This window comes from Nonomuraea sp. LPB2021202275-12-8 (assembly GCF_037044575.1).
Classification (GTDB): domain Bacteria; phylum Actinomycetota; class Actinomycetes; order Streptosporangiales; family Streptosporangiaceae; genus Nonomuraea.
In genome coordinates this window covers 25,559-50,095 of record NZ_JBAHWD010000015.1, presented here as the reverse complement: position 1 = coordinate 50,095, position 24,537 = coordinate 25,559, and the positions used below count along the sequence as shown (strand labels likewise).

The following is a 24,537-nucleotide window of genomic DNA, read 5'->3' as shown; positions in this document are numbered from 1 at the left end:
GTACTTATTACGTTCTTCTCTAGAGATGTCTAGGGTGCGAAGGCGTGGCAGAACTTCATGAGCTTTCGGCTCTAGAGCAGGCGCGCGCCATCCGTGACCGCGAGCTCTCGCCGGTCGAGCTCACCCAGCACTACCTGGACCGGATCGAACGCATCGATCCGGACGTGGGCGCCTTCGTGACCGTGACCGCGGAGAGGGCGCTGCAGCAGGCCCGCCGCCTGGAGAAGGACCTCCCGGACGGATCGCTCGCCGGAGTGCCGATCCCCATCAAGGATCTTAACCTGGTGAAGGACGTCCCGATCATGTTCGGCTCGGCGGCGTACCGCGGTTTCGTCTCGCCGGTGGACGACACGGTGGTCGAGCGGCTGCGCGAGGCGGGCACCGTCATGCTCGGCAAGACCGCCACGCCGGAGTTCGGACTGCCCTGCTACACCGAGACCAGTCTCTCGCCGCCCGCGCGTTCGCCCTGGGATCCCAGCACGTCCGCGGGCGGCTCCAGCGGGGGCGCCGCGGCGGCGGTCGCCGCCGGCCTCGCGCCCGCCGCGCAGGGCAGCGACGGCGCGGGCTCCATCCGCATCCCCGCCTCGGTCTGCGGCCTGTACGGCATCAAGCCCACCCGCGGCCGCATCAGCTTCGCCCCGATCATCCCGGACCTGGCGGGCATGTCCACGAACGGCCCGATCGCCAGGACGGTGGCCGACGCGGCGGCGCTGCTCGACGTCATGGCGCACAACCGCCCGGGTGACCTCTACCTGGCGCCGCACCACGACGGCACGTTCCTCCAGCACGCCGGACGCGAACCCGGCCGGCTGCGCGTCGCCCGCTACGCCGACCCCGTGGTGCCGGGCACCGAGGTCCACCCCGACGTGCTGGCCGCCTACGAGGCCGCCGCCGGCGTGCTGGGCGCGCTCGGCCACGAGGTCGTGGAGATCGAGCGGCCGTTCGGCGCCGACCTGGTGCCGAGCTTCGTCACCATGTGGTCCGTCTTCGCGTGCATGCATCCGGTCGCCGACGACCGGCTGGAGCTGCTGCGGCCGATCACCACGTGGCTGCGTGAGCGCGGCCACGCCACACCCGCCCCGGACTTCCTGCAGGCCCAGGCCGCGCTCCAGCTCGCCACCAGGCAGGCCCTCGCCGTCACCGACGCCTACGACGCCGTGCTCACCCCCACGGTGACCCAGCCGCCGCGTCCCGTGGGCTGGTTCGAGGACGTGACCGGCCCCGAGGAGACGTTCGAGCGGATGAAGCACTTCGCCGCCTTCCCCGCCATCTACAACGTGTCGGGACAGCCGGCGGTCAACCTGCCGCTGCACTGGAACGCCGCCGGGCAGCCGATCGGCGTCATGCTGGCCGGCAGGGTCGGCGGCGAGGGCACGCTGATCTCGCTGTCGGCACAGGTGGAGGCCGCCAGGGGCGGCTTCTGGGGGCAGCGCCGGCCGCCGCTGTGGTGATCCCTGGAAGGTTACAGGTGGCTCGGCCGCGACAGGAGGGCGTACAACCATGCGCATGCGTACGGTGCTCATCCAGACGGACACGGCCGTGGCGGGCCGGAGCCCAGGGGGCGCTCGACGGGATACCGGCCGATCGACTCTGGAACACGCACGGTTCTTGTTGACCTCGTCTTGGGGATCTTGAGTCAAGACTCTCATGACGGGGGTCTGGCCGGACAGGCAAACCAGGATTACGTTCTTGGTGTGGACAGCGCGCTGGAGATCCTGCTCTTCCTCGTCGGGGTGTCGCTGGGACTGTTCGTGCTGATCAGTCTGCTGGTCATGCTGCCGGGCCGGGGCTCGGCACGCAGGGCGGAGGCGGGCCCCGTGTGGATCGGTGGCCCCGCCCGCAGCGAGCGCGGCGTGAGCACGTCCGGCCTGGTGCTGGTCGACATCCCGCCACGCTGGGCCCCGCCGCCGGTCGTGGACTGGGTGGCCGCAGCCGAGACGGCCGAGCCCGGCAGGCGGGTCGGCGGCGCGTCGGCGGGATGGTGATCGGTGATGCGAACCCTCACGGCCGCGCAGGCGGACGACGTCAGGCAGGCGCTGGTGAGCGCGGAGCACCGCAGCGGGCTGCGGTTCGGCCTCTTCCTCGGCGAGCCGGTCGGCGGCCGGAGACACTTCGCCGAAAAGCTGCACGCCGCGCTGGGCGATGAGGCCGGTCGCGCGGTCGTGCTCCTCGTCGACGTCCAGGGCCGCGCCCTGGAGATCGTCACCGGCGAGGAAGCCCGGCGCAGGCTCGCCGACCCGGCGTGCAGGCTGACGGCGATGTCGATGGCCACCGCGTTCGGCGCCGGCGACCTGGTGGGCGGGCTGCTCTACGGCATAGGCGCGCTGGCCGAGCAGGCCACAGCGCGGCGGTAGGGCGTCGCCTGCGCCCCCGCGGTGGGCGACACCCTTTCCCCCTAAGTGACATTCCTAGAGGAAACGGGCGACGCGGTCAGCCTGGAGGCTTACAGGGACCTACCGCTCGATCAGCGCGACGATGTGCCGGCTGACGCCTTCGAGCAGGGTCGCCGGGGCGATCGGCGCGTCGGCCACGGCCGCGAACAGCGACGGCAGGCCCGGCAGCGGGAAGCCGTCGTCCTTCGTCGCCGCCGCGCCCACCGGGTTCTTGTCGAGCGCGGCCCGGCTGCGCTCCCAGGCTTCGAGCACCTCCTCGGGCGAGGGCACGCCGAAGCCATGGCCCACGGGCGCCGCGTGGCGCAGGCGTACCAGAGGGGTGTCGGCGAAGGCGAGCGCGGTGCGGGCGCGCACCTGAAGGTCGGCGCGCGGCTCGGGAGCGATCCAGTCCATGGCGGTGCACGGGTTGCGGCAGGTGGCCACGCAGACCGCCAGCGCGCCGGCCACCTGGCTGTGCTGCCGGTCGAAGTAGGCGCGCCAGCCCTCCGGCGGCTCGCCCGCCACCCGCAGCGTCCGGTTGGTGGCCGACTGCTCGGACTTGGTGTGGTCGCACTCGCGGTCGCCGATCACGCCGAACCTGCTCCCGGGCGCGCTCAGCCCCTCCGGCCAGCGCGCGGGGTCTCCGGCGTGGCCCACCTGCGGCTCGTACGCGAGCAGCGGCAGGTATTCGCCGGCGATGTGCACCGCGGCGATCATCGGGCTCAGCTCGCGGCGGTGCCAGCGGATGGCGATGACCTCCAGCAGCAGCTCGTAGGCGGGCCGCAGCGACTCCAGCGCGCCCCGGGGCTGCTCGCGCGGCGTCTGCGGCATGTGGCAGGCCCGCGCCTGCCGCCTCAGGCCCGCGGGCACGGCCTTGTTGTCGACGGCGAAGTCCTCCGCGTCGAGCGAGAGCAGCCGCTGCCCGAACTCGCATGCCTCGGCGATCTGCGGACTCGGGGTCAGCGCACCGAGATCGGCGAAGGCGTAGCGCCGGGCCAGGGCGACGAACAGGTCACGAGTCGTTTCCACCCGATCACCCTCTCACGGCCGGTGCCGCCCGGGCCCGGCGCGTGACCCCTGCGCGCCCGTGCCCCGGGCGGACACGCGCGGGACGGCGGCGAGGGCTCGGACGGCTCATGATGATCGCCGCGTAGTGTTGACGGATGTCCGTCGCGCGCCGTGGTGTCCTGCTCGGCGCGGTGGCGTACGTGCTGTGGGGGCTGTCCGCCCTCTACTGGCCGCTGGTGGAGCCCACCGGCCCGGTCGAGATCCTGGCGCTGCGCGTGCTCTGGTCGCCGGTGGCGATCGGACTCCTGGTGCTGGCGCTGGGCCGCCGCCGGCAGGTGGCCGCGATCTTACGCCGGCCGCGCGACCTGGCGCTGCTCTGCCTGGGCAGCGTGCTCACCTCGGTCAACTGGGCGCTGTTCATCTGGGCGACGATGAGCGGGCACGTGGTCGACGCCTCGCTGGGCTACTTCATCACGCCCCTGGTCAGCATCGCCTTCGGCGTGGCGGTCTTCAGGGAGCGGCTGCGCGGCCCGCAGTGGGCCGCGATCGCGCTGGCCGCCGTCACGGTGCTCGTCCTCACGATCGAGTACGGCGGGCCGCCGTGGATCGCGCTGGGCCTGGCCGTGACGTTCGGGAGCTACGGGCTGATCAAGAAGCGGGTGGACGTCGGCGCCGTCGAGGGGCTGATGGTGGAGACGGCGGTGCTGTTCCCACCGGCGCTGATCTACACCGTGGTGCTGCAGGTGAGCGGCCAGGCGACGTTCGGGCACGTGTCGGTGGGCAACACGCTGCTCGGCATCGGCTCCGGGTTCGTGATGATGGTACCGATGCTGCTCTTCAGCGCCGCCGCGACGAAGATCCCGCTCAGCGTGACCGGCATGCTGCAGTACATCGAGCCGATCGTGCAGTTCCTCGCCGGGCTGCTCGTCTTCCGCGAGGCCATGCCCGCGACCCGGTGGCTCGCGTTCGGGCTGCTGTGGGTGGCTCTCGTGGTGCTGACGGCCGACGGCTTCAGAGCGCGGGGTCGGAAGCGCGCGGCTCGTCCAGCTCCACCGCGCTCCGCTCGATCATCTCGAACTGCCTCATCAGACGTTCGAGATCCGGAGGGGACACGGTGAAGGTGTCGTAGACGGCCTCTCCGGCCGCCGTGTAGTTGAGCTCGTGCCCGCAGGTGCCGTCCCACAGTCCGCTGATCACCCGCATCGGCGGGGGCAGCCGGTCGGCCGACACACGGCGCACCTTCACCCCGGCCTCGGCCTGCTCCCGGGCCAGCGCGTCGAGGTCGTCGCTCCACTCGTGGTAGATGAACACGCGGCGGATCACCACGCCCCGCGCCAGCGCGTCGAGCTGCGCCCGCCAGTACTGCCTGCCGACGGGCTCGCGCCACCACTTCAGGTCGACGACGGGCACGCTGGTGACGCACATCTTGTCCCGCGCCTGCTCGATGAGGCGCAGGAACACCTCGTTGTCGCCGTAAGGCGCGCGGAAATGGCCCCGTTCGAGGTCGGCCAGCGTGCGCAGGCACTCCTCGAAGGCGCGGCGGCAGGCGTCCTCGGCGGGGGTGTCCCCGTAGTCGCGCTCGACGTGCTTGGCCGCGCGCAGCATGGGCTCCATCAGGTCGGGCAGCCAGGGGATCTTCTCGATGGTGGAGACCATGTGGCCGACCCTGGTCTCGTGGTCGATCCTGCGCTTCTCCTTGAGCAGGGTCTGGACCTGGAGGGTGATGACGCCGCCGATGAGTCCGGCCACGGTGCCGAGGGCCTGGGCGGTGTCCTCGTGCACGTAGAAGATCACCGCTAACAGGACCGAGAGGCCCGTGCCGATGATCAGGACGGGGTCGACGATGACGGAGTGCTTCTTGGCGGGCCTGTTCAAAGGGGCTCCCAGGCGCAGTCGGGGGGTGACAGTGCGCAAGAGTAGTCGATCTTGCCCTGTCTCACCCGCCGGGGCAGGGCGCCTTGATGCACTGGATGTCGCCGGGCGGCTCGGTGACCGTGGGCTCCACGGTCGGCTCCTGCGGGCCGGGCGTGCTGGGCTCCTCGGTCGGCTCCGGCTCCTTCGTGGGCTCGGAGGTGGGTGTGGTGACCGTGGGCGCCACGGTCGGGGTGACGGTGACCGTCGTGGTGGGCGTCGGGGTCGGCGTCCCGGCGCCCGGCGACGTGGGCGGCGCGGACTTCGTCGGCGGCGCGAGCCTGCTGGTCGCGGGCGGGCCGCTCGTGGTGGTGCGTGACTCCTGCTCCGTGACCGGCGGGACCACGCTGCCCTGGTCGGCGGTCTCGGCCGGGCGCATCCAGACGATCCCGGCGACGCCCGCGGTCACGGCGACGGCGGTGGCCATGGCCAGGACCGCCGCCAGCGTGCGGCGGCGGCGCGGGGCCGTCACCGAGCCGGGGGAGTCCACGGCCTTCCTGGCGGCCTGCGCCATCGCCGCGGCCGACGGCCAGCGCCGGTCGGACGTCTTCTCCATGGCCCTGGTCACCACCTGCCGTGGCCCCGGCGGCACCTCGGCGGGCAGGGCGGGGACGGGTGAGTGCAGGTGCTTGAAAATGATCTGCACGGGTGTGTCGCCCTGGAACGGCAGGTGGCCGGTCAGGCACTCGTAGGCCACCACGCCGAGTGCGTAGACGTCGACGGCGGGTGTCACCTCGCTGGCCGTGGCCATCTCGGGCGCGCAGTAGCCGGCCGAGCAGAGCATCGCCCCGGTGGCGGTGAGCTGGCCCGCCGACGCCGAGTGGGCGATGCCGAAGTCGGTCAGCGCGACCGAGCCGTCAAGCTTGATCATGAGATTGGCGGGCTTGACGTCGCGGTGCACGATGCCCTGCTCGTGGGCGGCGGCGAGCGCGTCGGCCACCTCGGCGACCAGCCGCATGGTGTCGGCCGGGCCGAGCGCGCCGCGGCGCAGCACGCGGTCGAGCGACTCGCCCTCGACGAACTGCATCACCAGGAAGCTCACCCGGCGCTCGCCGACCTCGCAGCTGCCGTAGTCGTAGACGTCGACCACGCCGGGGTGGCGGAGCGTGGCCATGGCCCTGGCCTCGTTCTGGAACCGCTGGAGGAACCTGGGATCTTCGGACAGGGCGGGCATGAGCACCTTGACCGCCACGGTGCGCCCGAGGACGGTGTCGTCGGCGCGCCAGACCTCGCCCATGCCGCCGCCGCCGACCCGGCTGGTCAGAAGGTAGCGGCCGTTGAGCGTGATCCCGGATTCGAGCACGTCATCGAGGCTAACACCGTGGCTCGGGTGCCCGAGGACAGAACGTGCGGCTGCTGATCCCTCAGAGGGCGAACACGGGGGAGAGGCGAGGCCAGTGCTCGGCCGTGCACAGGACCGGCGGGCGGTCGAGAAGGGCGGCCAGCGCGACCTCGCGGCCGCCGCCCAGCGGTCGGCCGGTCCAGACGTCGACCCAGTCGCCCTCAGGGAGATAGACGGAAATTTCTGAAATATCGGGATCGGTCACCGGGGCTACCAGCAGCGCGTCCCCCAGCTTGTACTGCAGCGGATACCGCCAGATGGCCGGATCGTCCGGATGGTCGAAGAACAGCCCGCGCATCAGCGGGGCGCCGCCGAGCGCCTGGCGGGCCTGCTCGGCGAGGTACGGCACCAGCCGTTCACGCAGCTCGGCCAGCCGCCTGAACACCGGGATCACCCGCTCGTCGCCGGTCTGCTCGGCGACGTTCCACGGGGTGCGGTCCCTGAGCGGTGTGCGGTGATGGTTGAACTCCGAGTGATACTGCATGATCGGCATGAACGCCGCCGCCCCGGCCGCCCGCAGATAGAGCTCCGCGCCGGGCACCTCGCCTGAAAACCCGGCCAGATCCCACCCCCAGTAGACGATGCCGCAGGCGGAAGCGGTGATCCCGGCCCTGATCGAGGACCGGAACGCCTCCCAGGTGGAGTCCTCGTCGCCCGCCCAGAAGGCGCCGTGCGGCTGGGATCCGGCGAACCCGGCCCGGCTGAACGTCACGGGCGCCTTGCCGTGGCGCCGCAGCAGGTCGCCGAAGGCGCGGGCGTAGTGCACCGGGAACAGCCCGTTGCCGTCCGCGCCCCCGCGGCCGTCGGCGTAGCGCAGGTCGTGGCCCCACGCGTGCTCGCCGCCGTCGGTCTTGAATCCGTCCACGCCCACCTCCTCCACCAGGTAGGCGCGCTTGGCCGTCCACCACTCCCGGACCTCCGCCGAGGAAAGGTCGGGCATCAGCGCCAGCGGGAACCACCAGCCCCGGTTCCGGTACGGCCTGCCGTCGGCCTGCCTGACCCCGTAGCCCCGCTCGACGAGCTGCCGGGCGTCCACGGCGGCCTGGTGGCGGGGGTGCGGCCGCATCTTCTGCAGCGGGATCTGCCACAGCAGCACCTTGACGCCCCGCTCGTGCAGCTCGTCCACCATGCCTTTGGGATCCGGCCACGGCCCGTCGGCGGGGAAGGCGTAGTCGGCCAGCCGGTGCGGCTCCTGCGACGCCTCGTACTCGGCGCCCCGGAACGCCGTGAACGTCGTCTCGTCGCTCCACGCCTCGATGACCAGCGCGCCGACGGGGATGCCGTGCTCGCGGTGCCGGTCCATCTCGGCCATCACGCGCTCCTGCGTGTTCCACTCGTTGCCGCTGGCCCAGAGCCTGAACACCCAGTCGGGAAGCTCCTCGGGCCGCCCCACGTCGTCGAGGAAGCGCCGCAGCACCCCGGCGGGCGCCTCCGCCTCGTACAGGTCGACGGCCAGCTCCCCGTCGGGGCCCACCTCGGCCTCGACCCGCAGCCGGTCAGGTGCGCCCGCGCCCACGTCGTACCAGGTCCGCCGCGAGGTACCGATCCGGAACCCCCAGGCGGCGGGCCCGCCCACGACCATCGCGAACGGCATCGGCAGGTACGTCCGCCCGTGCGCGCCCTGCGCCTTGTACTGCTCGAACACCACCGCGTCGAGCTCCCGCCCGCGCTGGTCCACCGCGTCGAACCGCTCGCCGAACCCCACGACGTGCTCGCCGTCGCCCAGGCTCAGGTCGAATCGCACCCGCAGCGGCCCGTCCCCGTCGGCCAGCCACCGCACGCTCCCCGGCACCACCCGGTCGCCGCCGCGCACGTCCAGCTTCCCGCCGGTCGCGGACCAGACCGCCGCCGTCACCTCGAACCACCGGCTGGTACGGCTCCCGCCGGTCCCCGTCGTGGCCCGGAACCGGTAGGCGTAACGGTGCCCGGCACGCAGGACAGGGGTACGCACGGCCCACGCCCCGGCGGCCGCCCGTTCGGCCCGGGCCTGCGCGGCGGCCAGATGCCCCCCGTCGGTCACCTCCGCCGACCGCGGCCCGGCGAGCGTGGTGAGCCGGAGCTCCACCGGCGGGCCGCCGTCGGTGACCCATTCGCACACGACCGCCGTGACCCCGGGCGAGGCCCGTACCCGCAGTTCCACCGCCTCGCCGTCCAGCGGCCGCGCGGGGACCCGCTGGTCCTCGGTGGCCGCGTACGGGTGCCCGGACCCGTGAGGCCGATGCCGGATCATTACCGCACCTCCAGCTCGTCGGCGAGGATCAGGTACATCCCGTGCGACCACAGCAGGGGCGTCGCCACCGGCCCCCACCGCTCCTGCCACTCCCGCAGCCGGTCCGGCGCGAGCAGCACGCCGGACACCTGCTCGGGCAGGTCGCCTTCGGGGGTCGCCTGGGCCGCCATCCAGTCGAGATGGCGCAGCGCCTCCGCCCGGTTCCCGGCCCGCGCGTGGTTCCAGCCGAGGAAGCCGGCCAGCAGCACCCACCGGCCGCCCCCGTAGAAGGTGTCGGCCAGATACCGGTGGACGCCACCGTCCGCCGCCAGCTGCCACTCCACCTCGGCCACGGTGGCCACACCCACCGGATGATCGGCCGCGTACAGCCCGAACGGCTCGACGCACGCCAGCAGGCTGGCATCCACGGCGTCCGTCCCCAGCCACTTCGTCAGATGCCCGGCCCCGGGCGCGGGACCTGCGACGCCCTCGGCGGCGACGAGGCCGGTGATGCCGTCCACCGCCGCGGCCGCCGCCTCGGACTCGGCCGGGCTCAGCAGGCCCAGCCCGATGGCCGCGCGCAACCCGGCGTGGACCGCGCCCAGCGTGGCCACGTGCCGCTGCTCGACGTGCTCCTCCCACCAGTCGTAACAGGGCAGGTGCCAGAACGCCGTCAGGTAGCGGGTGGCGGCCCGCACCCCCTTCTCCACGCCCGGCACCGCCCGGCCGTGCCGGAAGGCGTGCTCGCGCAGCGCCCACAGCCACGTGCCGTACCCGTCGAGCTGGAAGTCCCACCAGTCATCCGTGCCGTCGGCCCCGTCCAGGGTGAACCGGGTGGGCAGCATCTGCGCCGGTGGGACGGCCTCTCCGCGGCCGGCGCGGGCGACGAGGGAGTCCACCTGCCCGGCCCGGTCGCCGATCACCCTGGCGCACCAGGTGTGGAAGGCGTCCGCGCCGGCCAGGTCGCCGTGCCTGCTCACCCCTTCGGCGATGAACGCCCCGTCGCGCAGCCACGAGTAGCCGCGGTAGGCGGAGAAGGTGGGCGAGGCGGGGTAGGCGCCGGTGGGGGACTGAAGCCTGCGGATCAACTCGAGGCTGTGCGACACGAGGGTCACTGGAACTGTTCTCCTGAGTGTTCGGGGACTAGCCGAGCAGGGCGTCGACCTCGGACGCGGCGGCCTTGAGCGCGTCCCGCACCGACTTGCGGCCGGAGGCGGCCTCGCTCAGCTCCTTGGTAACCGCGTCCTGCATCTCCTGCTGGCGCTTGATGACCGGCGGGAGCGCGATCGACTCGAGCGAGTCGAACACGGCCTGGCGGTTGGCGGGCTCGGGGTCTTTGAGGTAGCCGGACAGCACCTGCTGGTCGGCCACCGGCGGCAGCTCCCACGACGAGCTGATGCGGGTGGTCGCGGCGGTGTCCGACGACGACAGGAAGCGGGCCCAGGCGTAGGCCTGCTTGCCCTGCTGGGTGGTGGACGAGACGGCCACGGCGTTGTGGAAGACGGCGCTGGCCTTGGCCTTGTCGCCGGGCTCGACGACCACGTCCCAGTCGAACGGCACGTCCTTGAGCCCGGCGAACTGCCAGATGCCGTTGTGCCACATGGCGAGCTTGCCGGACTTGAACAGGTTGGTGTCGTAGTCGGCGGTGCCGCCGATCTCCGCCTCGGTCGGCATCGTCTTGCCGACCTTGGAGACCAGCCACTCGGCGGCCTCCACGCCTTCGGGCCCGTCGAACGCCGACTTCTTGCCGTCGGCCGTCAGGAACTCGCCGCCCGCCTGCTTGAGGGTCTTGTAGAACTCGAAGAACTGCACCGGCTGGAAGTCGCCGTACACGCCCTTGTCCCTGTCGGTCAGCTTGGCGGCGGCGGCCCGCTCGTCGGCCCAGGTCCAGTCGGCGGTCGGCGGGGCCACGCCCGCCTTGTCGAACAGGTCCTTGTTGTAGAAGAGCACGACCGTCGAGAAGGAGGCGGGCAGCGCGTACTGCTTGTCGTCGCGCTGGAAGGCGTTCAGCGACTCCTTGGCGTACACCGAGGTGTCGCCGTCGCCCGACACGGTGCCGAGGTCCAGCAGGGAGCCGGCGTCGGCGTAGGTGACGAAGTTCTCGTAGTTGAGCTCGAAGGCGTCCGGTGCCGTGCCGCCCGCGATGCTGGTCTGGAGCTTGGTGAAGTACTCCTCGAAGGGGGCGGTCTCGACGACCACGTCGATCGCCGGGTTCTCCTTCTCGAACGCGGCCACGATCGTGTCGAGGTCCTTGACATGGTCCGGTGCCGCCGAGAACGTGAAGTAGCGCAGCGTCGTCCTGCCGCCCTCGCCGGAGGGTGCCTTGGTCGCCGAGCCCTGCGAGCAGGCGGAGGCGAGCAGTGCGGCCGCCAGGAGAGTGGCGACTCGGGTGCTTGTGGTCATGGGGGGTTCCTTTACTTGAGCCCGCTTTGCGCGACGCTGGCGATCACGTGTTTCTGTGCGAAGACGTAGAGGATGAGGATCGGGACCACGCTGACCACCGAGCCGGCCATGACCACGTCCCATTCGGTGGTGAACTGGCCGTGCAGCGTGGCCAGCCCCAGGGGCAGCGTCATGAACTCCGGCGACTTGATGATGATCAGCGGCCACAGATAGCTGTTCCAGCTGGCCATGAAGCCGAAGATGGCGAACGTCGCCAGGGCCGGCCTGATCAACGGAAGCACCACGTACAGAAAAATCCGGAAATGCCCCGCGCCGTCCAGCACGGCCGCCTCGTCGAACTCCTTCGGCACCTGCCTGATGGCCTGCCGCAGCAGGAACACCCCGAACGCCGAGGCGATCGTCGGCGCGAGCAGCGCGAAGTAGGTGTCGACCAGATTGAACATGCGCATCTCGATGAACAGCGGCACGACCAGAACGGGCAGCGGCATCATCAGCGTCGCGAGATAGACCGCGAACAGCGCGCCCCTGCCGGGGAACGGCAGCCTGGCGAACGCGTAGGCGGCCATCGCGCTGGTGACGAGCTGCAGCGCGGTGGACGCCGCGCCGATCCAGGCGCTGTTGGCCACGATCCGCCAGAACGGCAGCGTCTCCAGCAGCTTGCCGTAGGCCGCGAGACCGGCGCCGTCGGGCGTGAAGTCAGGCGGCGTGGCCAGCACCGCGTCGCTCGGCGTGATCGAGGTGATCACCGCCCAGGCGAACGGGAACAGCATCACCAGGGCGCCGAGGCCCACCAGCAGGTAGCGCAGCGTCCGATTCAGCAGGGCCTTACCCATAGGTCACCCACCGCTTCTGGCCACGGATCTGGACGATCGTCACCAGCAGCACGAGCGCGAACAGCAGCCACGACAGCGCCGAGGCCGCCCCGGCCCTGCCGTACCTGAAGGTCAGGTCGTAGATCTGCGAGACCACCACCTGCGTCGCCCCGCCCGGCCCCCCACCCGTCATGATCTTCACCTGGTCGAACACCTGGAAGCCGTTGATCAGGGAGATCACCACCACGAAGAACGACGACGGCGACAGCAGCGGCAGCGTGATGTGCCGGAACCTGCGCAGCGCGCCGGCCCCGTCGACCATGGCGGCCTCCTGGAACTCCTTCGGGATCGCCTGCAGCCCCGCCAGCAGGATGATCATCACGAACCCGAGGTCCTTCCAGGCGGACGCCAGGATGACCGACGGCATCGCCCAGTCCGGGTCGGTCCACCAGCCCGGCCCGCTGATCCCGACCAGCCCGAGCGCCCAGTTGACGAGTCCGCTGGCCGGGTTGAGCAGCCACTTCCACATGAGGGCGACGACGACCCAGCTCGTGATGACGGGCAGGAAGTAGATGCCCCGCAGCAGGCCGCGCCCCGCCATGGCCCGGTCGAGCAGCATCGCCAGCCCGAGCCCGCCCAGATAGACCAGGGGCAGGTAACCGGCGATGAAGTACAGCGTGTGCCCGAACGCCGCGCGCGTCCCGGCGTCGCCGATCAGCTCGGCGTAGTTGGCGAGCCCGACCCAGCGCATCTCGGTGATGAGGTCCCACTCGTGCAGGCTCGTCCACAGGGAGGCGAGCATCGGCGCCAGCGTGTAGAGGGTCAGCGGGATCAGGCTCGGCAGCAGGAACACGGCGACGGTGGCGGCGTGACGCCACCGCCGCCGCGGCGCCCGCCCCACGTGCGCGGCCCGCTCCCGCGGCGGGGCCGTGGTGAGGGTCATCCGGTCGCTCCCGAACAGCTGCGGCGGGCCGTCATGGCTTGGTCCCGATGAGGCGGGCACGCACCAGGCGACCCTGCTCCCCGGCGGCGCCGGCCGCGTCGAACGGGGTGGCCAGCACGAGCGCGGCGGCCCCCTGCGCCCAGCTCGTCTCGTCCCAGCCCTCGACCTCGATCGCGATGTCGCGCCGCCCCGGATAGAGCTGGGCCCGCAGCGCGAGGTCGAAGCCCTCCTGCCAGAACGGCCAGTCCGCGGTGCCCTCGCCGAGCACGACCACGACCTCGGGGTCCACCACGTTGACCAGCCCCGCGGTGGCCCGGCCGAGGACCTCGCCGGCCTCGGCGAACACCCTGCTCGCCACCCGGTCGCCCGCGGTGGCGGCCCTGCCGAGATCCGCCACCGACCCGAGCCGGTCGGCCGCGGGGGATCCGGCGGCCCGGGCCGCCGCGAGCAGGCCGGCGGAGCCGACGAACGCCTCCAGGCACCCGCGCGCCCCGCAGCCGCACAGAGGCCCCTGGGGATCGACGCACAGGTGGCCGAACTCGCCGGCTCCGCCCCTCGCGCCCCGATAGACCCGGCCGTCGGCCACGATCGCCGCGCCGACACCCCGTCCGATCGTCAGCACGAGGAAGTCCCGGTGGGTGCGCCCTCTGCCGTAGATCCGCTCGGCCGCGGCCAGCGCGTTCACGTCGTTCTCGACCAGCACGGGCAGGTTGAGCCGGCGCCGCAACCGCTCGCCGACCGGCATCGCCTGCCAGCCGAGCGTCGGCGCGTTGACCGTGCCCACGGCCTGGTCGTCCACGCTTCCCGGAACCCCGACGCCCACGCCCAGCAGGGGCGGCACGCCGGTGATCGTGGACAGCGTCGACTCGACCGCGTCGGCCAGGTCGCCGGCGGCGTCGGGGGAGCCGGGGTCGAACGGCCGCTCCCACGATCCGAGCACCACCCCGTCGAGCCGGACGTCGACCAGTACGAGGTGGTCGGCGGTCACCTTCACGCCGAGCGCCCGGCCCGCGCTGCCGACCAGGCCGAGCCGCTGGGCGGGCCGGCCGCCGCGCGACGGCTTGAGGTCGAGCTCCTCGACCATGCCGTGCCCGATGAGCTCGCGGGTCAGCTGGGTGACGGTGGCAGGGCTGACGTCCAGCTCGCGTGCGATCTCGGTGCGGCTGAGCGGCCCCACCGTGCCCAGCAGGGCGAGGATCGCGGTCCTGGTGAGATCTCCGCGGTCGCTTCCGGCCATGCCCACACTTTCTTTAGAGATAAAGTTAGTGGTGAAAATATGGCCGCCCACAGTCCCCCGTCAAGGGTGTGAAGTGACGCGGAGCACAAAAAAGCCATGCTCGGCGGGCGAGCATGGCTCTGACGCGGCCCGGCTCCGTACGGCGGGGAATCCCGCCTTACGGAGCCGGCTCGACGCTGCCCCGAAGGGGCGATCCTCAGGCGGAGGCGGCGTCCTTGGCGCGGTTGCGCAGGGCGCGGCTGACGCCGTCGGCGCCTTCCAGGATCAGCCGGCGCAGCGCCTGCGGCGGCTGATCGGCCGCCAGATAGTCCTGCGCGGCCCGCACGGTCTCCTCCTCGATCACCAGTGAGGGGAAGCAGCCGACCGCGAACGTCGAGGCCTGGTCGAACGTCCACTCGTGGTAGATCCGGCCCACTTCGGCGAAGTATCTATCCAGGTAGGGCTTGAGCAACTCGGGGTGCTGCGGGTCCTGGAAGCCGGTGATCGTGGTGCGGGCGATGTGGTTGGCGAGCTTGCCGCCCACGATCCGGTCCCACGCCGCCGCCTTGGCCTCGGCCGTCGGGACGGCCGCCCGGCACTGCGCCGCCGACCTCTCGCCGGTGGCCGTCGGGTCGCGCTCCAGCTCGGCCTCGATCTCGGCCTCACCCAGCTTGCCGCCCACGACCAGCGCGTGCACGAGCGTCCAGCGCAGGTCGGCGTCCACCGACAGCCCGTCGGGCACCTCGGTGCCGTCCAGGATCGCCCGCAGCAGCGCCAGGTCCTCCTCGGAGGTGGCGACCGGCGCGAACGCCTGCAGGTAGGCGAGCTGGTGGTCGGAGCCGGGCGGGGCGGCGGCGACCAGCGAGCGCAGCTCCCCGGCCAGCAGCGCCAGACCCTCGGCCCGCCACGCCGGGTCGGCGTACTGCTGGGCGGCCTGCCGCGCCTGGCGCAGCACCGCCTGCAGCACGGTCAGGTCCTTGACCGTGGCGATGCCCGAGATGACCAGCCTGATGTAGTCGCGGGTGGACATCTCGCCGTCACGGGTCATGTCCCAGGCCGCCGACCAGCACAGCGCGCGGGGCAGCGACTCGGTGAACGCCGCGATGCCGCCGTTGACCAGCGTGCGCAGCGAGCGCTCGTCCAGCCGGATCTTGGCGTACGTCAGGTCGTCGTCGTTGACCAGCACCAGGTCGGGCTGCTCCTCGCCGACCAGCTCGGCGACCGCCGTGCGGCCGCCCACCACGTCGAGCTCGACCCGCTTGGTGCGCGTCAGAGCGCCGTCCACGAGGGAGTAGAGGCCGATCGCGACCCGGTGCGAGCGCAGCGTCGGGTAGTCCGCCGGAGCCTCCTGCAGCACCTCGAACGAGGTGAACCTGCCATCGGCCACCTCGAACGACGGGCGCAGCGTGTTGACCCACGAGGTCTCCAGCCACTCCTTGGACCACGACGACAGGTCGCGGCCCGAGGTGCGCTCCAGCGCGCCGAGCAGATCCTTCAGCTCGGTGTTGCCCCACGCGTGCTCGTTGAAGTAGTCGCGCACGCCGGCCAGGAAGTTGTCCAGCCCGACGTAGGCGACGAGCTGCTTGAGCACCGAAGCGCCCTTGGCGTAGGTGATCCCGTCGAAGTTGACCTCGACCGCCTGCATGTCCGGGATGTCGGCGGCGATCGGGTGGGTGGAGGGAAGCTGGTCCTGGCGGTAGGCCCAGGACTTCTCCACGTTGGCGAACGTCGTCCAGGCGCCCTTGCCCCAGCGGGTGGCCTCGGCCTGGGCGAGCACCGACATGTAGGTGGCGAACGACTCGTTCAGCCACAGGTCGTCCCACCAGCGCATGGTCACGAGGTCGCCGAACCACATGTGCGCCATCTCGTGCAGGATCGTCTCCGCGCGCCGCTCGACCACGGCGTCGGTGACCCGGGAGCGGAAGACGTAGTCCTCCAGGAACGTCACGCAGCCGGCGTTCTCCATCGCCCCGGCGTTGAACTCCGGCACGAAGAGCTGGTCGTACTTGCCGAACGGGTAGCGGACGCCGAACACCTGGTGGAAGAAGTCGAAGCCCTGCCGGGTGACCTCGAGGATGTTGTCGGCGTCGAGGTGCGGGGCCAGCGAGGCGCGGCAGTAGATGCCCAGCGGGATCCCGTCGTGCTCGGCGGTCACCTTGTGGTACGGGCCGGCCACCAGCGCGGTGATGTAGGTGGACATGACCGGGGTCGCGGGGAAGGTCCAGCGCCTGGCGGCGGCCACGGTGCCGTGCTTGCCGGGCTGCTCGGGCAGCTTCTGCACCCCGGAGGCGGCGGCGTTGGAGACGACCTCCCAGTCGTCCGGCGCGAGCACGGTGAGCTGGAAGGTGGCCTTGAGGTCGGGCTGGTCGAAGCAGGCGTACATGCGGTGCGCGTCGGCGGTCTCGAACTGGCTGTGCAGGTAGACCTTCTGGTCCACCGGGTCGACGAAGCGGTGCAGCCCCTCGCCGGTGCGCATGTAGGCGCAGTCGGCGTCGATGAACAGCTCGTTGGACTCGGCGAGGGAGGGCAGCGGGAAGCGTCCCTTGGCCTCGTCGTAGCCGTCGAGGTCGAGGTCTTGGCCGTTGAGCGTGACCTTGCGCACGCGCGCGCCGTGCAGGTCGATGAAGGTGGAAGCGCCAGGCCGGGTGCTGGTGAAGCGGACCGTGGTCACGCTTTCGAAGCGTTCGTCGCCCTCGGTGAGGTCGAGTGCCACCTCGTACGACTCGACCTTCAACAGCCGGGCCCGCTCACGAGCCTCGTCCCGGGTCAGGTTGCCTGCCAAGTTGCGCTCCTTTTCACCACTTCATTGGGGTTTGTCGGTATCCTGCCACGCCAGGAATAGGACACGGACCTCTCCAGGTTATGACCCCACATGACTGAGAAGACTCCTGTGAGCCTCTGGTTCGATCCTTTCTGTCCTTTCGCCTGGGTGACGTCACGATGGCTGCTCGAAGTCGAGAAGGTTCGGCCCATCGAGGCGCGCTGGCACATCATGAGCCTGCAGGTCCTCAACGAGGGCAAGGACGTCCCGGAGGAGTACCGGGAGCGCATCGCCAAGACCGTCGGCCCGGGCAGGGTGGTGGCCGCCGCCGCGGCCAAGTACGGCGAGCAGGTCGTCGGCCCCCTCTACACCGAGCTCGGCACCCGCCTGCACAACGAGGGCAGGGGCAAGCAGCTCGACGGCCTGCGTGAGATCGTCGAGGAGTCGCTCGTGGCCGCCGGTCTCGACAGTGACCTGATCGGCGCGATGGATTCCGCCGAGTACGACGAGGCCGTCCGGCGCTCGCACGACGAGGGCATCGACCTGGTCGGCCAGGAAGTCGGCACGCCCGTGATCCGCGTCGGCGCCAACGCGTTCTTCGGTCCGGTGATCACCTCCATCCCCAGGGGAGAGGACGCCGGCCGGCTGTGGGACGGCGTGCTGCTGGTCACCGAGTTCGACGACTTCTTCGAGCTCAAGCGCACCCGCACCGGATCCCCTCGGTTCGACTGAGACGCGAGCTTTCCCCCTCGGGCGGTAGAAGTTGCCGCGCTCGCGGGGGAGAGTGCTCAACCCGTGGCGGGCGACGGCCTCGCAAAGTGGCCGCCGGCACGCCAGGATGAGGACTATGCGTCAGCTTTACATCGGCGGTGCCTGGACCGCCTCCGTCTCGGGAGAGGCGATCGAGGTCGTCAATCCGGCCACCGAGGAGATCATCGACCGCGTGCCCGCAGGGGCGCCGGCGGACGTCCAGGCAGCGGTGAAAGCGGCTCGGCAAGCCTTCACCACCTGGTCCGCCACGGCTCCCTCGGATCGGGCCAAGCTGCTGGCCGCCGCGGCCGAGCTGCTGAAACAGCGCGCCGACGACATCGCCAGGACCATCGCCACCGACATGGGCTCGCCGCTGGGGTTCGCGCTCAAGGTGCAGACCCTGATGCCCGCGGGCGTGCTGGCCTCCTACGCCCAGCTCGCCGAGAGCCACCCGCGTGAGCGGCGGGTCGGCAACTCCCTGATCGTCAAGGAGCCGGTCGGCGTCGTCGCCGCCATCACGCCCTGGAACTATCCGCTGCACCAGATCGTCGCCAAGGTCGCCCCCGCGCTCGCCGCCGGGTGCACGGTCGTGCTCAAGCCGAGCGAGGTGGCGCCGCTCGCCGCCTACGCGCTGGCCGACATCTTCCACGAGGTGGGGCTGCCCCCCGGCGTCTTCAACCTCGTCAGCGGGCGCGGGCCGGTCGTCGGCGAGGCCATGGCGGCGCACCCCGACGTGGACATGATCTCCTTCACCGGCTCCACCACGGCCGGTCGCAGGGTCGCGGAGCTGGCCGCGGAGAGCGTCAAGCGGGTCGCCCTGGAGCTCGGCGGCAAGTCCGCGAACGTCATCCTGCCCGACGCCGACCTCGGCGTCGCGGTCAAGGTGGGCGTCGCCAACTGCTTCGTCAACGCCGGACAGACCTGCTCCGCCTGGACCCGCATGATCGTGCATCGCGACCAGTACGACGACGCGGTCCGGCTGGCCGTCGAGGCCACGCGCAAGTACACCGTGGGCGACCCGTTCGACGAGGCCACCCGCGTCGGCCCGCTCGTCTCCCAGGTGCAGCGCGACCGCGTCGTCCGCTACATCAACCGCGGCCAGGAGGAAGGCGCCAGGCTGGTGGCGGGTGGCACCGACCGTCCGCTGCCGCGCGGCTACTACGTCGAGCCGACCGTCTTCGCGGGGGTCGAGCCGGGCATGGCGATCGAGCAGGAGGAGATCTTCGGTCCCGTCCTGTCGATCATCCCCTACACCACCGAGGACCAGGCCGTGCAGATCGCCGACGGCACCCCGTACGGTCTGGCGGGCGCGGTCTGGGCCGGTACCGAGGAGCGCGCCGTCGCGCTGGCGCGCAGGCTGCGCACCGGCCAGGTGGCCATCAACGGCGGCGGGTTCAACCCGCTGGCCCCCTTCGGCGGCTACAAGCGTTCAGGCATCGGTCGCGAGCTCGGCGAGCACGGCCTCGAAGAATTCTTCGAGATCAAGTCTCTGCAGCTTTGACGAGCGAGCGTGTCAGTACATGTGACCGATTGGGGATGGGAGGACGCGCCGGAGGACTACCGCGGGCCGGCCGGGGAGCCGCTGATGATCGCCGCCGAGCACCTGCGCGTCCCCGGCTTCCACGGCCCGACCACGTCAAGCTCTGGAGCAGCTAGAGGAGCAGCCCGCCGGTGGCCCGGACGCTCTCCCCGGTGATCCACTGCGAGTCCGGCCCGGCCAGGAAGGCGACCACGGCCGCGATGTCCGCCGGCCGGCCGAGCCGCCGCAGCGCGGTGAGACCGGGCACCCGCTCGAGCGCCTCGGGCGGGTTGCCCGCCCGCAGCATGTCGGTGTCGGTGGTCCCGGGCAGCACGTTGTTGGCGGTGATGCCACGCCCGCCGAGCTCGCGCGCCGCCACCTTGGCGAACTGCTCGACCGCCGCCTTGCTCGCGCTGTAGAGAGCGGTGGCGGGGGCGGGCAGCTCGGTGTTGAGGGTGGACAGGTTGATGATCCGGCCGCCGTCGCGCATGACTCGCGCCGCCCACTGGATCGCCAGGAACGTGGCACGGGTGTTGACCGCGAAGGCCCGCTCGTACTCCTCGTCCGTGACGTCGGCGATGAGCCCCCGCAGAGTCTCGGCGGCGTTGTTGACCAGGATGTCGACCCCGGGCAGCCGCGCCTCGGCCTCGGCGAACAGCCGGTCGAGATCCTGCCTGCTTCCCTGGTCGGCCCGCACGGCCAGCGCGCCGGTCTCCTTGGCGACCCGCTCGGCCGCCTCGCTGTCCTGGAGGTAGCTGAAGACCACGTCGGCGCCGTCGCCCGCCAGCCGCTCGACGACGGCCCTGCCGATGCCGCGCGAGCCGCCGGTCACCAAGGCGCCCTTTCCGGAAAGTGAGGTCATCACCTCAACCTATACCTGGAAAAGGATCTTCCGGGCTTGGCTCTTCGGCAGGCGGTCCACGTACAGCTTGCCGTCGAGATGCTCGGCCTCGTGCTGGAAGCAGCGTGCGAGCGAGCCGCGGGCCTTGACGCGCACCGGGCGCTGCAGCCGGTCGAGGCCCTCGACCGTCACGCCCGCCGCCCGCGCCACCGGGGCGAACTGCGGCCGGCCCGTCGAGCGGTCGGGCACCGACAGGCAGCCCTCCTCGTCGAGGATCTCCTCCGGGTCGTCCACGGTGAGCGTGGGATTGACCACGTGCCCCTTGCGGCCGCTGATGTCGTAGACGAACAGGCGCCGCGACACGCCGATCTGCGGACCGGCCAGGCCCACCCCGTCCACCGCGTACATCGCCTGGAACATCTCGTCGATGAGCCGGCGCAGCTCCCGGTCGAAGCCCTCGACCGGCTCGGCGGGCGTGCGCAGGACCGGGTCGCCGAGCACGCGGATCTCGCGCATGGACGCTCCCATTCTCGTAAGGGCCGGATGGCGTTTGCAGCCCTTACTCTAGCCAGAGAGAGCGGCACCGGAGCCGGGTGGGCGGGGCTGTGGAAGACTGGGCTGGTGCGTGTCTACATCGGTGCCGACCATGCCGGCTATGAGCTCAAAAACCACCTGGTGTCCTGGCTGAAGGACCACGGGCACGAGGTGACCGACTGCGGTCCCTCGGTCTACGACGCGGAGGACGACTATCCCGCGTTCTGCCTGCGCGCGGCCGAAGGCGTGGCGGGCGACCCGGGCAGCCTGGGGATCGTCATCGGCGGATCGGGCAACGGCGAGCAGATCTCCGCCAACAAGGTGCGCGGCATCCGCGCCGCCCTGGCCTGGAGCGAGGAGACGGCCCAGCTCTCACGCGAGCACAACAACGCCAACGTGGTCGCCATCGGCGCGCGCATGCACCCCACCGAGGACGCCACCAGGTTCGTCGAGGTCTTCCTCAGCACCGCGTTCTCCGGCAGCGAGCGGCACAGCAGACGCATCGCCCAGCTGCAGGCCTACGAGACCATCGGCCAGCTCCCCTCGCTGCCCTAGCTCCTGCGCTTGGAATCGCGTTTGGGCATCTCGTCACGCAGGGGCCGCCTGTCGGCGGCCTCCTGCTGCTCCTTCGACGGCCGCGAGACGTCCCGCGCGCGCATCGCCGTGATCGCAGTGATCTGCAAGCTCTGCAGGGCCATGCCCCGACTCTACGTCAGAACGTCAGGCCGCCCCAGGGCCTGGGACTCCATGACATGGCCGTGGCCAGCGCGCCGACGGCGCCCGGCGTGCGCTCGCCGAGGAGTCCGGCGCCGAGTTGCTCGACAAGCATCCCGTCGCCCAGATAGGCCGACCCGAGCGAGGCCGCCTTCAGCGTGATGTCCGGCTCGTCGTCGACCGGCTTGCACTCCGCGCCCGTGGTGTCGGCGCTGAGCCGCCAGCGGCGGGAGTTCCAGGGGCACACGTCGTCCTCGACCTCCAGCACCACGTCCACCGGCGCCGCGTAGGAGCGCGAGGTCAGCGCCGTGTCCACCTCGACCAGGCGCACCCAGAGCTCGTCGGACCAGCGGGCGCGCAGATGGCGGGGGTTGGCGACCAGCGCGAACAGCGGGTCGTCCACCGGCCGGCCGTAGGTGACGACCTTGGTGACCAGGTCACGGTCCAGAACACCGCGCCAGAGCAGCGCGTAGGCGGCCGGATCCGCCGCGAACAGCTCGTTCAGCCTCAGCTCGCCGGCGGGCAGGCCGCTCGAGTCCCACTCCGGCTTGATCCTGAACAACGCGTAGCCACGCACGCCGTGGTCGTCCTCGGCGATCACCGAGCGGAGCACGCCCGCGCCCCGCTGGTCGAACTCCTCGTCGGCCAGGACGTTGTCCCAGAATTCCTTCTTGCGCTCGTACAGGCCGGGACGCCGGCTCACGACGGTGGCGAACAACCGCTCGAACTCGCCGCGCGCCTCGGCCGGCTTGACGACCCTGAGTCTCAGCGCCGGATCCACGGGCGCGTCCTTGACGAAGCCGGCGCCGTGCTTGTCGATGGTGAACGCCATCTCGCCGGCGGCCCTGCCGTACCCGAACCTGCCGTAGATCGGCGCCTCCGACGCGTACAGCGCCGCCACCGCCTCCCCGCGCTCGCGGATGTCGGTGAGTTGCCTGCGCATCAGCGCCGACAGCACGCCCCGGCGGCGGTGCGAGGGCAGCACGCTGACGGCCGTCACACCCGCGACGGGAATCGGCCCGCCCGGCACCGTCATCCGGAGGCTGTAGATTGAGGTGCACCCGACGATGGTGTCGCCGTCGAAAGCGGCGAGGGTGCGGTCGAACTCGGTCTCTGCCTTGTAGCGCTCGGCCTGGACGGGATGCGGAGAGGAGGCGAACCCCTCGGCCAGCACGTCGCCGAACGATCTCCACTCGGCTTCGACAATAGGACGGATCGGGTACGTCATCCTTCCAAGGTACGTACGGACCAAGCGGGACGGCCACTGAATATCGGTGCTTAATGATCAAGGTATTGGTCAAGTGGGCTGCCCAAAGATGGCTCAGACCGATACAGTCAGGCGCATCATGAGTTCCCGTCCGGCGCCGCTGATCCCACCACGGCTCCGCGCGCTGCTCGTGCGGGTGCCTCTCCTGGTGCAGGCCGTACGATTCCTCCGGCGCGGGCCTTTCGCCCGTGAGCGCAACCTGCTGGTCACGCTCACCACGCTGTCACTCGTCATCGGCCTGCTGGCCGCGCGGGTGTCGACGGAGTGGTTCTCCCCCTCCCTGCTCATCCTGGTCACCCTGGTGGGCGGGCTTCAGCTGCGGGTGCGCAGCCTGATCAAGCTGCTGGCGGCGGTCGCCGTCGCGCTCGGCTACATCGCCCTCACGCTCGGCATGGGCCGCGTCGGGCTCGGCCTGATGGTGACGATCGGCTTCACCACGGTGCTGGCCGTGCTCATGGCCCGCACCCGCGGCAAGCTCGGCGTGCAGGGTCTGCGCGGCGACGCGATGCTGCTGGAGCTGCGCGACCGGCTGAGAAGCCAGGGCGAGCTGCCCCCGCTGCCCAAGGACTGGGGCGGCAAGGTGGTGCTCAAGCAGGCGGGCGGCTCCTCCTTCGGCGGTGACTTCCTCGTCTCCATGCGCGACGGGGACCAGGTGGACATCGCGCTGGTCGACGTGTCCGGCAAGGGCGTCGACGCCGGCACCAGGGCGCTGCTGCTGTCGGGCACCTTCGGCGGGCTGCTGGGCTCGGTCGACGACTTCCTGCCCGCCTGCAACGCCTACCTGCACCGCCAGCGCGGCGACGAGGGGTTCGTCACCGCCGTCCACGTCAGGCTGGATCTGGCCACGGGCGACTACACGATCACGTCGGCGGGTCACCCGCCGGTGGTGAAGTTCGACGCGGGCACGGGCAACTGGGAGGTCGCCTCGGCCAAGGGTGTGGTCCTCGGCGTCGTGCCCGATCTTCACTGCGAGCCCGACAGCGGCACCCTGCACAAGGGCGACGCGCTGCTGCTCTACACCGACGGGCTGATCGAGCAGCCGGGGCGCGACATCGACGCCGGACTCGACAGGCTGCTGGGCGAGGCCGAGCGGCTGCTGCCGTCGGGATTCCGCGACGGAGCCCGCGCCCTGGTCAACGCCATGGCCTCGGGCCACAACGACGACTGCGCGCTGGTGCTCATCTGGCGCCCGTAGTGACGAATCACATGGGTCGGCACGTGATCGCGGTCACTGGCAGCGGGCAGGGCCACCTGAGATTCTCGTAGTGCCGCCGCAGGACCCGGGCCCCGGTGGAGCGGCGCGGCTCTTCCGGGTCCCGCCTTCACAGCCAGCCGGAGTCGCTGGCGATGCGCACCGCGTCGAGACGGTTGCGGGCGCCGGTCTTGCACATGATCCGCGACAGGTGATTACGTACGGTGCCGACCGACAGGAAGAGCTGGTCGGCGATCTCCGTCGAGCGGGCCCCGCCCGCCGCGATGCGCAGCACGTCGAGCTCGCGCCTGGTCAGCGGGTTCGCGGCCGACTGCAGGGCGGCGACGGCCATTTCCGGGTCGATCGCGCGCCGGCCCGCGGCGATCTGCCTCAGCCCTTCGGCGAGCCGCTCCGGCGCCACATCGAGGCTCATGAAGCCCAGCGCGTGCGCGGCCAGGGCGTTGCGCACCTGGCCGGGGGTCGGCTGGGCGGAAAGGATCAGCACTCCGCAGCCCGGCGCCAGGTCGCGCAGGGCCGCGGTGGCGGGCAGCGCACCCGCGCCGGGCAGGTCCAGATCGACGACCGCCGCGTCGGGCTCGTGCGCCAAGGCCTCCGGCAGCACCTCCTCGGCGCTGGCGACCTCGGCGACCACCCTCAGGTCCGGCTCCGCCTCCAGTGAGGCCACCAGGCCCCGCCGCACCAGAGCCAGGTGCTCGGCGACCAAGATCCGGATCAAGACGCTC

The 24,537-nt window shown here is 71.4% G+C and carries 23 protein-coding genes; 8 read left to right on the top strand and 15 right to left on the bottom strand.

Going from position 1 to position 24,537, the window contains the following annotated elements; genetic code table 11:
* Positions 1-44 precede the first annotated feature (44 nt).
* From V5E28_RS25980 to V5E28_RS25970, 3 genes are all read left to right on the top strand, one after another.
* On the top strand, positions 45-1,451 hold the full coding sequence (locus V5E28_RS25980) for an amidase (protein ID WP_336209954.1): 1,407 nt from the start codon (positions 45-47) through the stop codon (positions 1,449-1,451).
* A 243-nt stretch (positions 1,452-1,694) separates the two neighbouring features.
* On the top strand, positions 1,695-1,985 hold the full coding sequence (locus V5E28_RS25975; protein WP_336209952.1) for a hypothetical protein: 291 nt from the start codon (positions 1,695-1,697) through the stop codon (positions 1,983-1,985).
* 6 nt (positions 1,986-1,991) lie between these two features.
* On the top strand, positions 1,992-2,354 hold the full coding sequence (locus V5E28_RS25970; RefSeq protein ID WP_336209950.1) for a DUF5130 family protein: 363 nt from the start codon (positions 1,992-1,994) through the stop codon (positions 2,352-2,354).
* A gap of 99 nt (positions 2,355-2,453) precedes the next feature.
* On the opposite strand, the gene V5E28_RS25965 is transcribed toward V5E28_RS25970, so the two are convergent.
* The gene (locus V5E28_RS25965) at positions 2,454-3,401 is read right to left on the bottom strand and encodes a hypothetical protein (RefSeq protein ID WP_336209948.1); all 948 of its coding nucleotides are present in this window, start codon (positions 3,399-3,401) and stop codon (positions 2,454-2,456) included.
* Positions 3,402-3,535: 134 nt separating this feature from the next.
* Between V5E28_RS25965 and rarD the strand changes: the two genes are divergently transcribed.
* Positions 3,536-4,498, top strand: coding sequence for an EamA family transporter RarD (gene rarD / locus V5E28_RS25960; RefSeq protein ID WP_336209946.1), 963 nt, complete (start codon positions 3,536-3,538; stop codon positions 4,496-4,498).
* Here rarD and V5E28_RS25955 read toward each other — a convergent pair.
* The 9 genes from V5E28_RS25955 to pepN all read right to left on the bottom strand — a co-directional run bounded on the left by V5E28_RS25955 (position 4,392) and on the right by pepN (position 16,998).
* Positions 4,392-5,255 carry a hypothetical protein gene (locus V5E28_RS25955; RefSeq protein ID WP_336209943.1) on the bottom strand — a complete coding sequence of 288 codons (864 nt, stop codon included), beginning with the start codon at positions 5,253-5,255 and terminating at the stop codon, positions 4,392-4,394. The genes rarD and V5E28_RS25955 overlap by 107 nt on opposite strands.
* Before the next feature lie 61 nt (positions 5,256-5,316).
* Complete coding sequence (locus V5E28_RS25950; protein ID WP_336209941.1) at positions 5,317-6,594, bottom strand: serine/threonine-protein kinase; 1,278 nt, start codon at positions 6,592-6,594, stop codon at positions 5,317-5,319.
* 61 nt (positions 6,595-6,655) lie between these two features.
* Positions 6,656-8,863: a glycoside hydrolase family 31 protein gene (locus V5E28_RS25945; protein WP_336209938.1), complete on the bottom strand. Its 2,208-nt coding sequence runs from the start codon at positions 8,861-8,863 to the stop codon at positions 6,656-6,658.
* Entirely contained in the window at positions 8,863-9,948 is a 1,086-nt protein-coding gene (locus tag V5E28_RS25940; protein ID WP_336209937.1) for a glycoside hydrolase family 15 protein, read from the bottom strand. The genes V5E28_RS25945 and V5E28_RS25940 overlap by 1 nt, the downstream gene beginning before the upstream one ends.
* A 37-nt stretch (positions 9,949-9,985) precedes the next feature.
* Positions 9,986-11,245 carry an ABC transporter substrate-binding protein gene (locus V5E28_RS25935; protein ID WP_336209935.1) on the bottom strand — a complete coding sequence of 420 codons (1,260 nt, stop codon included), beginning with the start codon at positions 11,243-11,245 and terminating at the stop codon, positions 9,986-9,988.
* Between the two features lie 11 nt (positions 11,246-11,256).
* A complete protein-coding gene (locus tag V5E28_RS25930) occupies positions 11,257-12,078 on the bottom strand; it encodes a carbohydrate ABC transporter permease (RefSeq protein WP_336209934.1) in 822 nt (273 codons plus the stop codon).
* Entirely contained in the window at positions 12,071-13,000 is a 930-nt protein-coding gene (locus V5E28_RS25925; protein WP_336209931.1) for a carbohydrate ABC transporter permease, read from the bottom strand. The genes V5E28_RS25930 and V5E28_RS25925 overlap by 8 nt, the downstream gene beginning before the upstream one ends.
* 31 nt (positions 13,001-13,031) lie before the next feature.
* Positions 13,032-14,237, bottom strand: coding sequence for an ROK family transcriptional regulator (locus V5E28_RS25920; RefSeq protein WP_336209928.1), 1,206 nt, complete (start codon positions 14,235-14,237; stop codon positions 13,032-13,034).
* Positions 14,238-14,433: 196 nt separating this feature from the next.
* The gene (gene pepN, locus V5E28_RS25915; protein ID WP_336209926.1) at positions 14,434-16,998 is read right to left on the bottom strand and encodes an aminopeptidase N; all 2,565 of its coding nucleotides are present in this window, start codon (positions 16,996-16,998) and stop codon (positions 14,434-14,436) included.
* Positions 16,999-17,088: 90 nt separating this feature from the next.
* Between pepN and V5E28_RS25910 the strand changes: the two genes are divergently transcribed.
* Both V5E28_RS25910 and V5E28_RS25905 read left to right on the top strand, forming a co-directional pair.
* On the top strand, positions 17,089-17,709 hold the full coding sequence (locus V5E28_RS25910; RefSeq protein ID WP_336209924.1) for a mycothiol-dependent nitroreductase Rv2466c family protein: 621 nt from the start codon (positions 17,089-17,091) through the stop codon (positions 17,707-17,709).
* 115 nt (positions 17,710-17,824) lie between these two features.
* Positions 17,825-19,228 (top strand): aldehyde dehydrogenase family protein, encoded by a 1,404-nt coding sequence (locus V5E28_RS25905; RefSeq protein WP_336209921.1) that lies wholly within the window; start codon positions 17,825-17,827, stop codon positions 19,226-19,228.
* A 151-nt stretch (positions 19,229-19,379) separates the two neighbouring features.
* On the opposite strand, the gene V5E28_RS25900 is transcribed toward V5E28_RS25905, so the two are convergent.
* A complete protein-coding gene (locus tag V5E28_RS25900; RefSeq protein ID WP_336209918.1) occupies positions 19,380-20,108 on the bottom strand; it encodes an SDR family oxidoreductase in 729 nt (242 codons plus the stop codon).
* 9 nt (positions 20,109-20,117) lie between these two features.
* Positions 20,118-20,603, bottom strand: coding sequence for a peptide deformylase (gene def / locus V5E28_RS25895; RefSeq protein ID WP_336209915.1), 486 nt, complete (start codon positions 20,601-20,603; stop codon positions 20,118-20,120).
* Between the two features lie 105 nt (positions 20,604-20,708).
* Here def and V5E28_RS25890 point away from each other — a divergent pair, with 105 nt between their 5' ends.
* A complete protein-coding gene (locus V5E28_RS25890; protein ID WP_336209911.1) occupies positions 20,709-21,176 on the top strand; it encodes a ribose-5-phosphate isomerase in 468 nt (155 codons plus the stop codon).
* Here the strand turns inward: V5E28_RS25890 and V5E28_RS25885 are convergent.
* Both V5E28_RS25885 and V5E28_RS25880 read right to left on the bottom strand, forming a co-directional pair.
* Positions 21,173-21,319, bottom strand: coding sequence for a hypothetical protein (locus tag V5E28_RS25885; protein WP_336209908.1), 147 nt, complete (start codon positions 21,317-21,319; stop codon positions 21,173-21,175). The two genes, V5E28_RS25890 and V5E28_RS25885, sit on opposite strands and share 4 nt — an antisense overlap.
* 14 nt (positions 21,320-21,333) lie before the next feature.
* Complete coding sequence (locus V5E28_RS25880; RefSeq protein ID WP_336209907.1) at positions 21,334-22,563, bottom strand: GNAT family N-acetyltransferase; 1,230 nt, start codon at positions 22,561-22,563, stop codon at positions 21,334-21,336.
* Positions 22,564-22,681: 118 nt separating this feature from the next.
* On the opposite strand from V5E28_RS25880, the gene V5E28_RS25875 reads away from it, so the two are divergent.
* Positions 22,682-23,797 carry a PP2C family protein-serine/threonine phosphatase gene (locus tag V5E28_RS25875; RefSeq protein WP_336209905.1) on the top strand — a complete coding sequence of 372 codons (1,116 nt, stop codon included), beginning with the start codon at positions 22,682-22,684 and terminating at the stop codon, positions 23,795-23,797.
* A gap of 127 nt (positions 23,798-23,924) precedes the next feature.
* Here the strand turns inward: V5E28_RS25875 and V5E28_RS25870 are convergent, their stop codons facing one another.
* Positions 23,925-24,530 carry a response regulator transcription factor gene (locus tag V5E28_RS25870; RefSeq protein WP_336209904.1) on the bottom strand — a complete coding sequence of 202 codons (606 nt, stop codon included), beginning with the start codon at positions 24,528-24,530 and terminating at the stop codon, positions 23,925-23,927.
* Between the last annotated feature and the right edge of the window lie 7 nt (positions 24,531-24,537).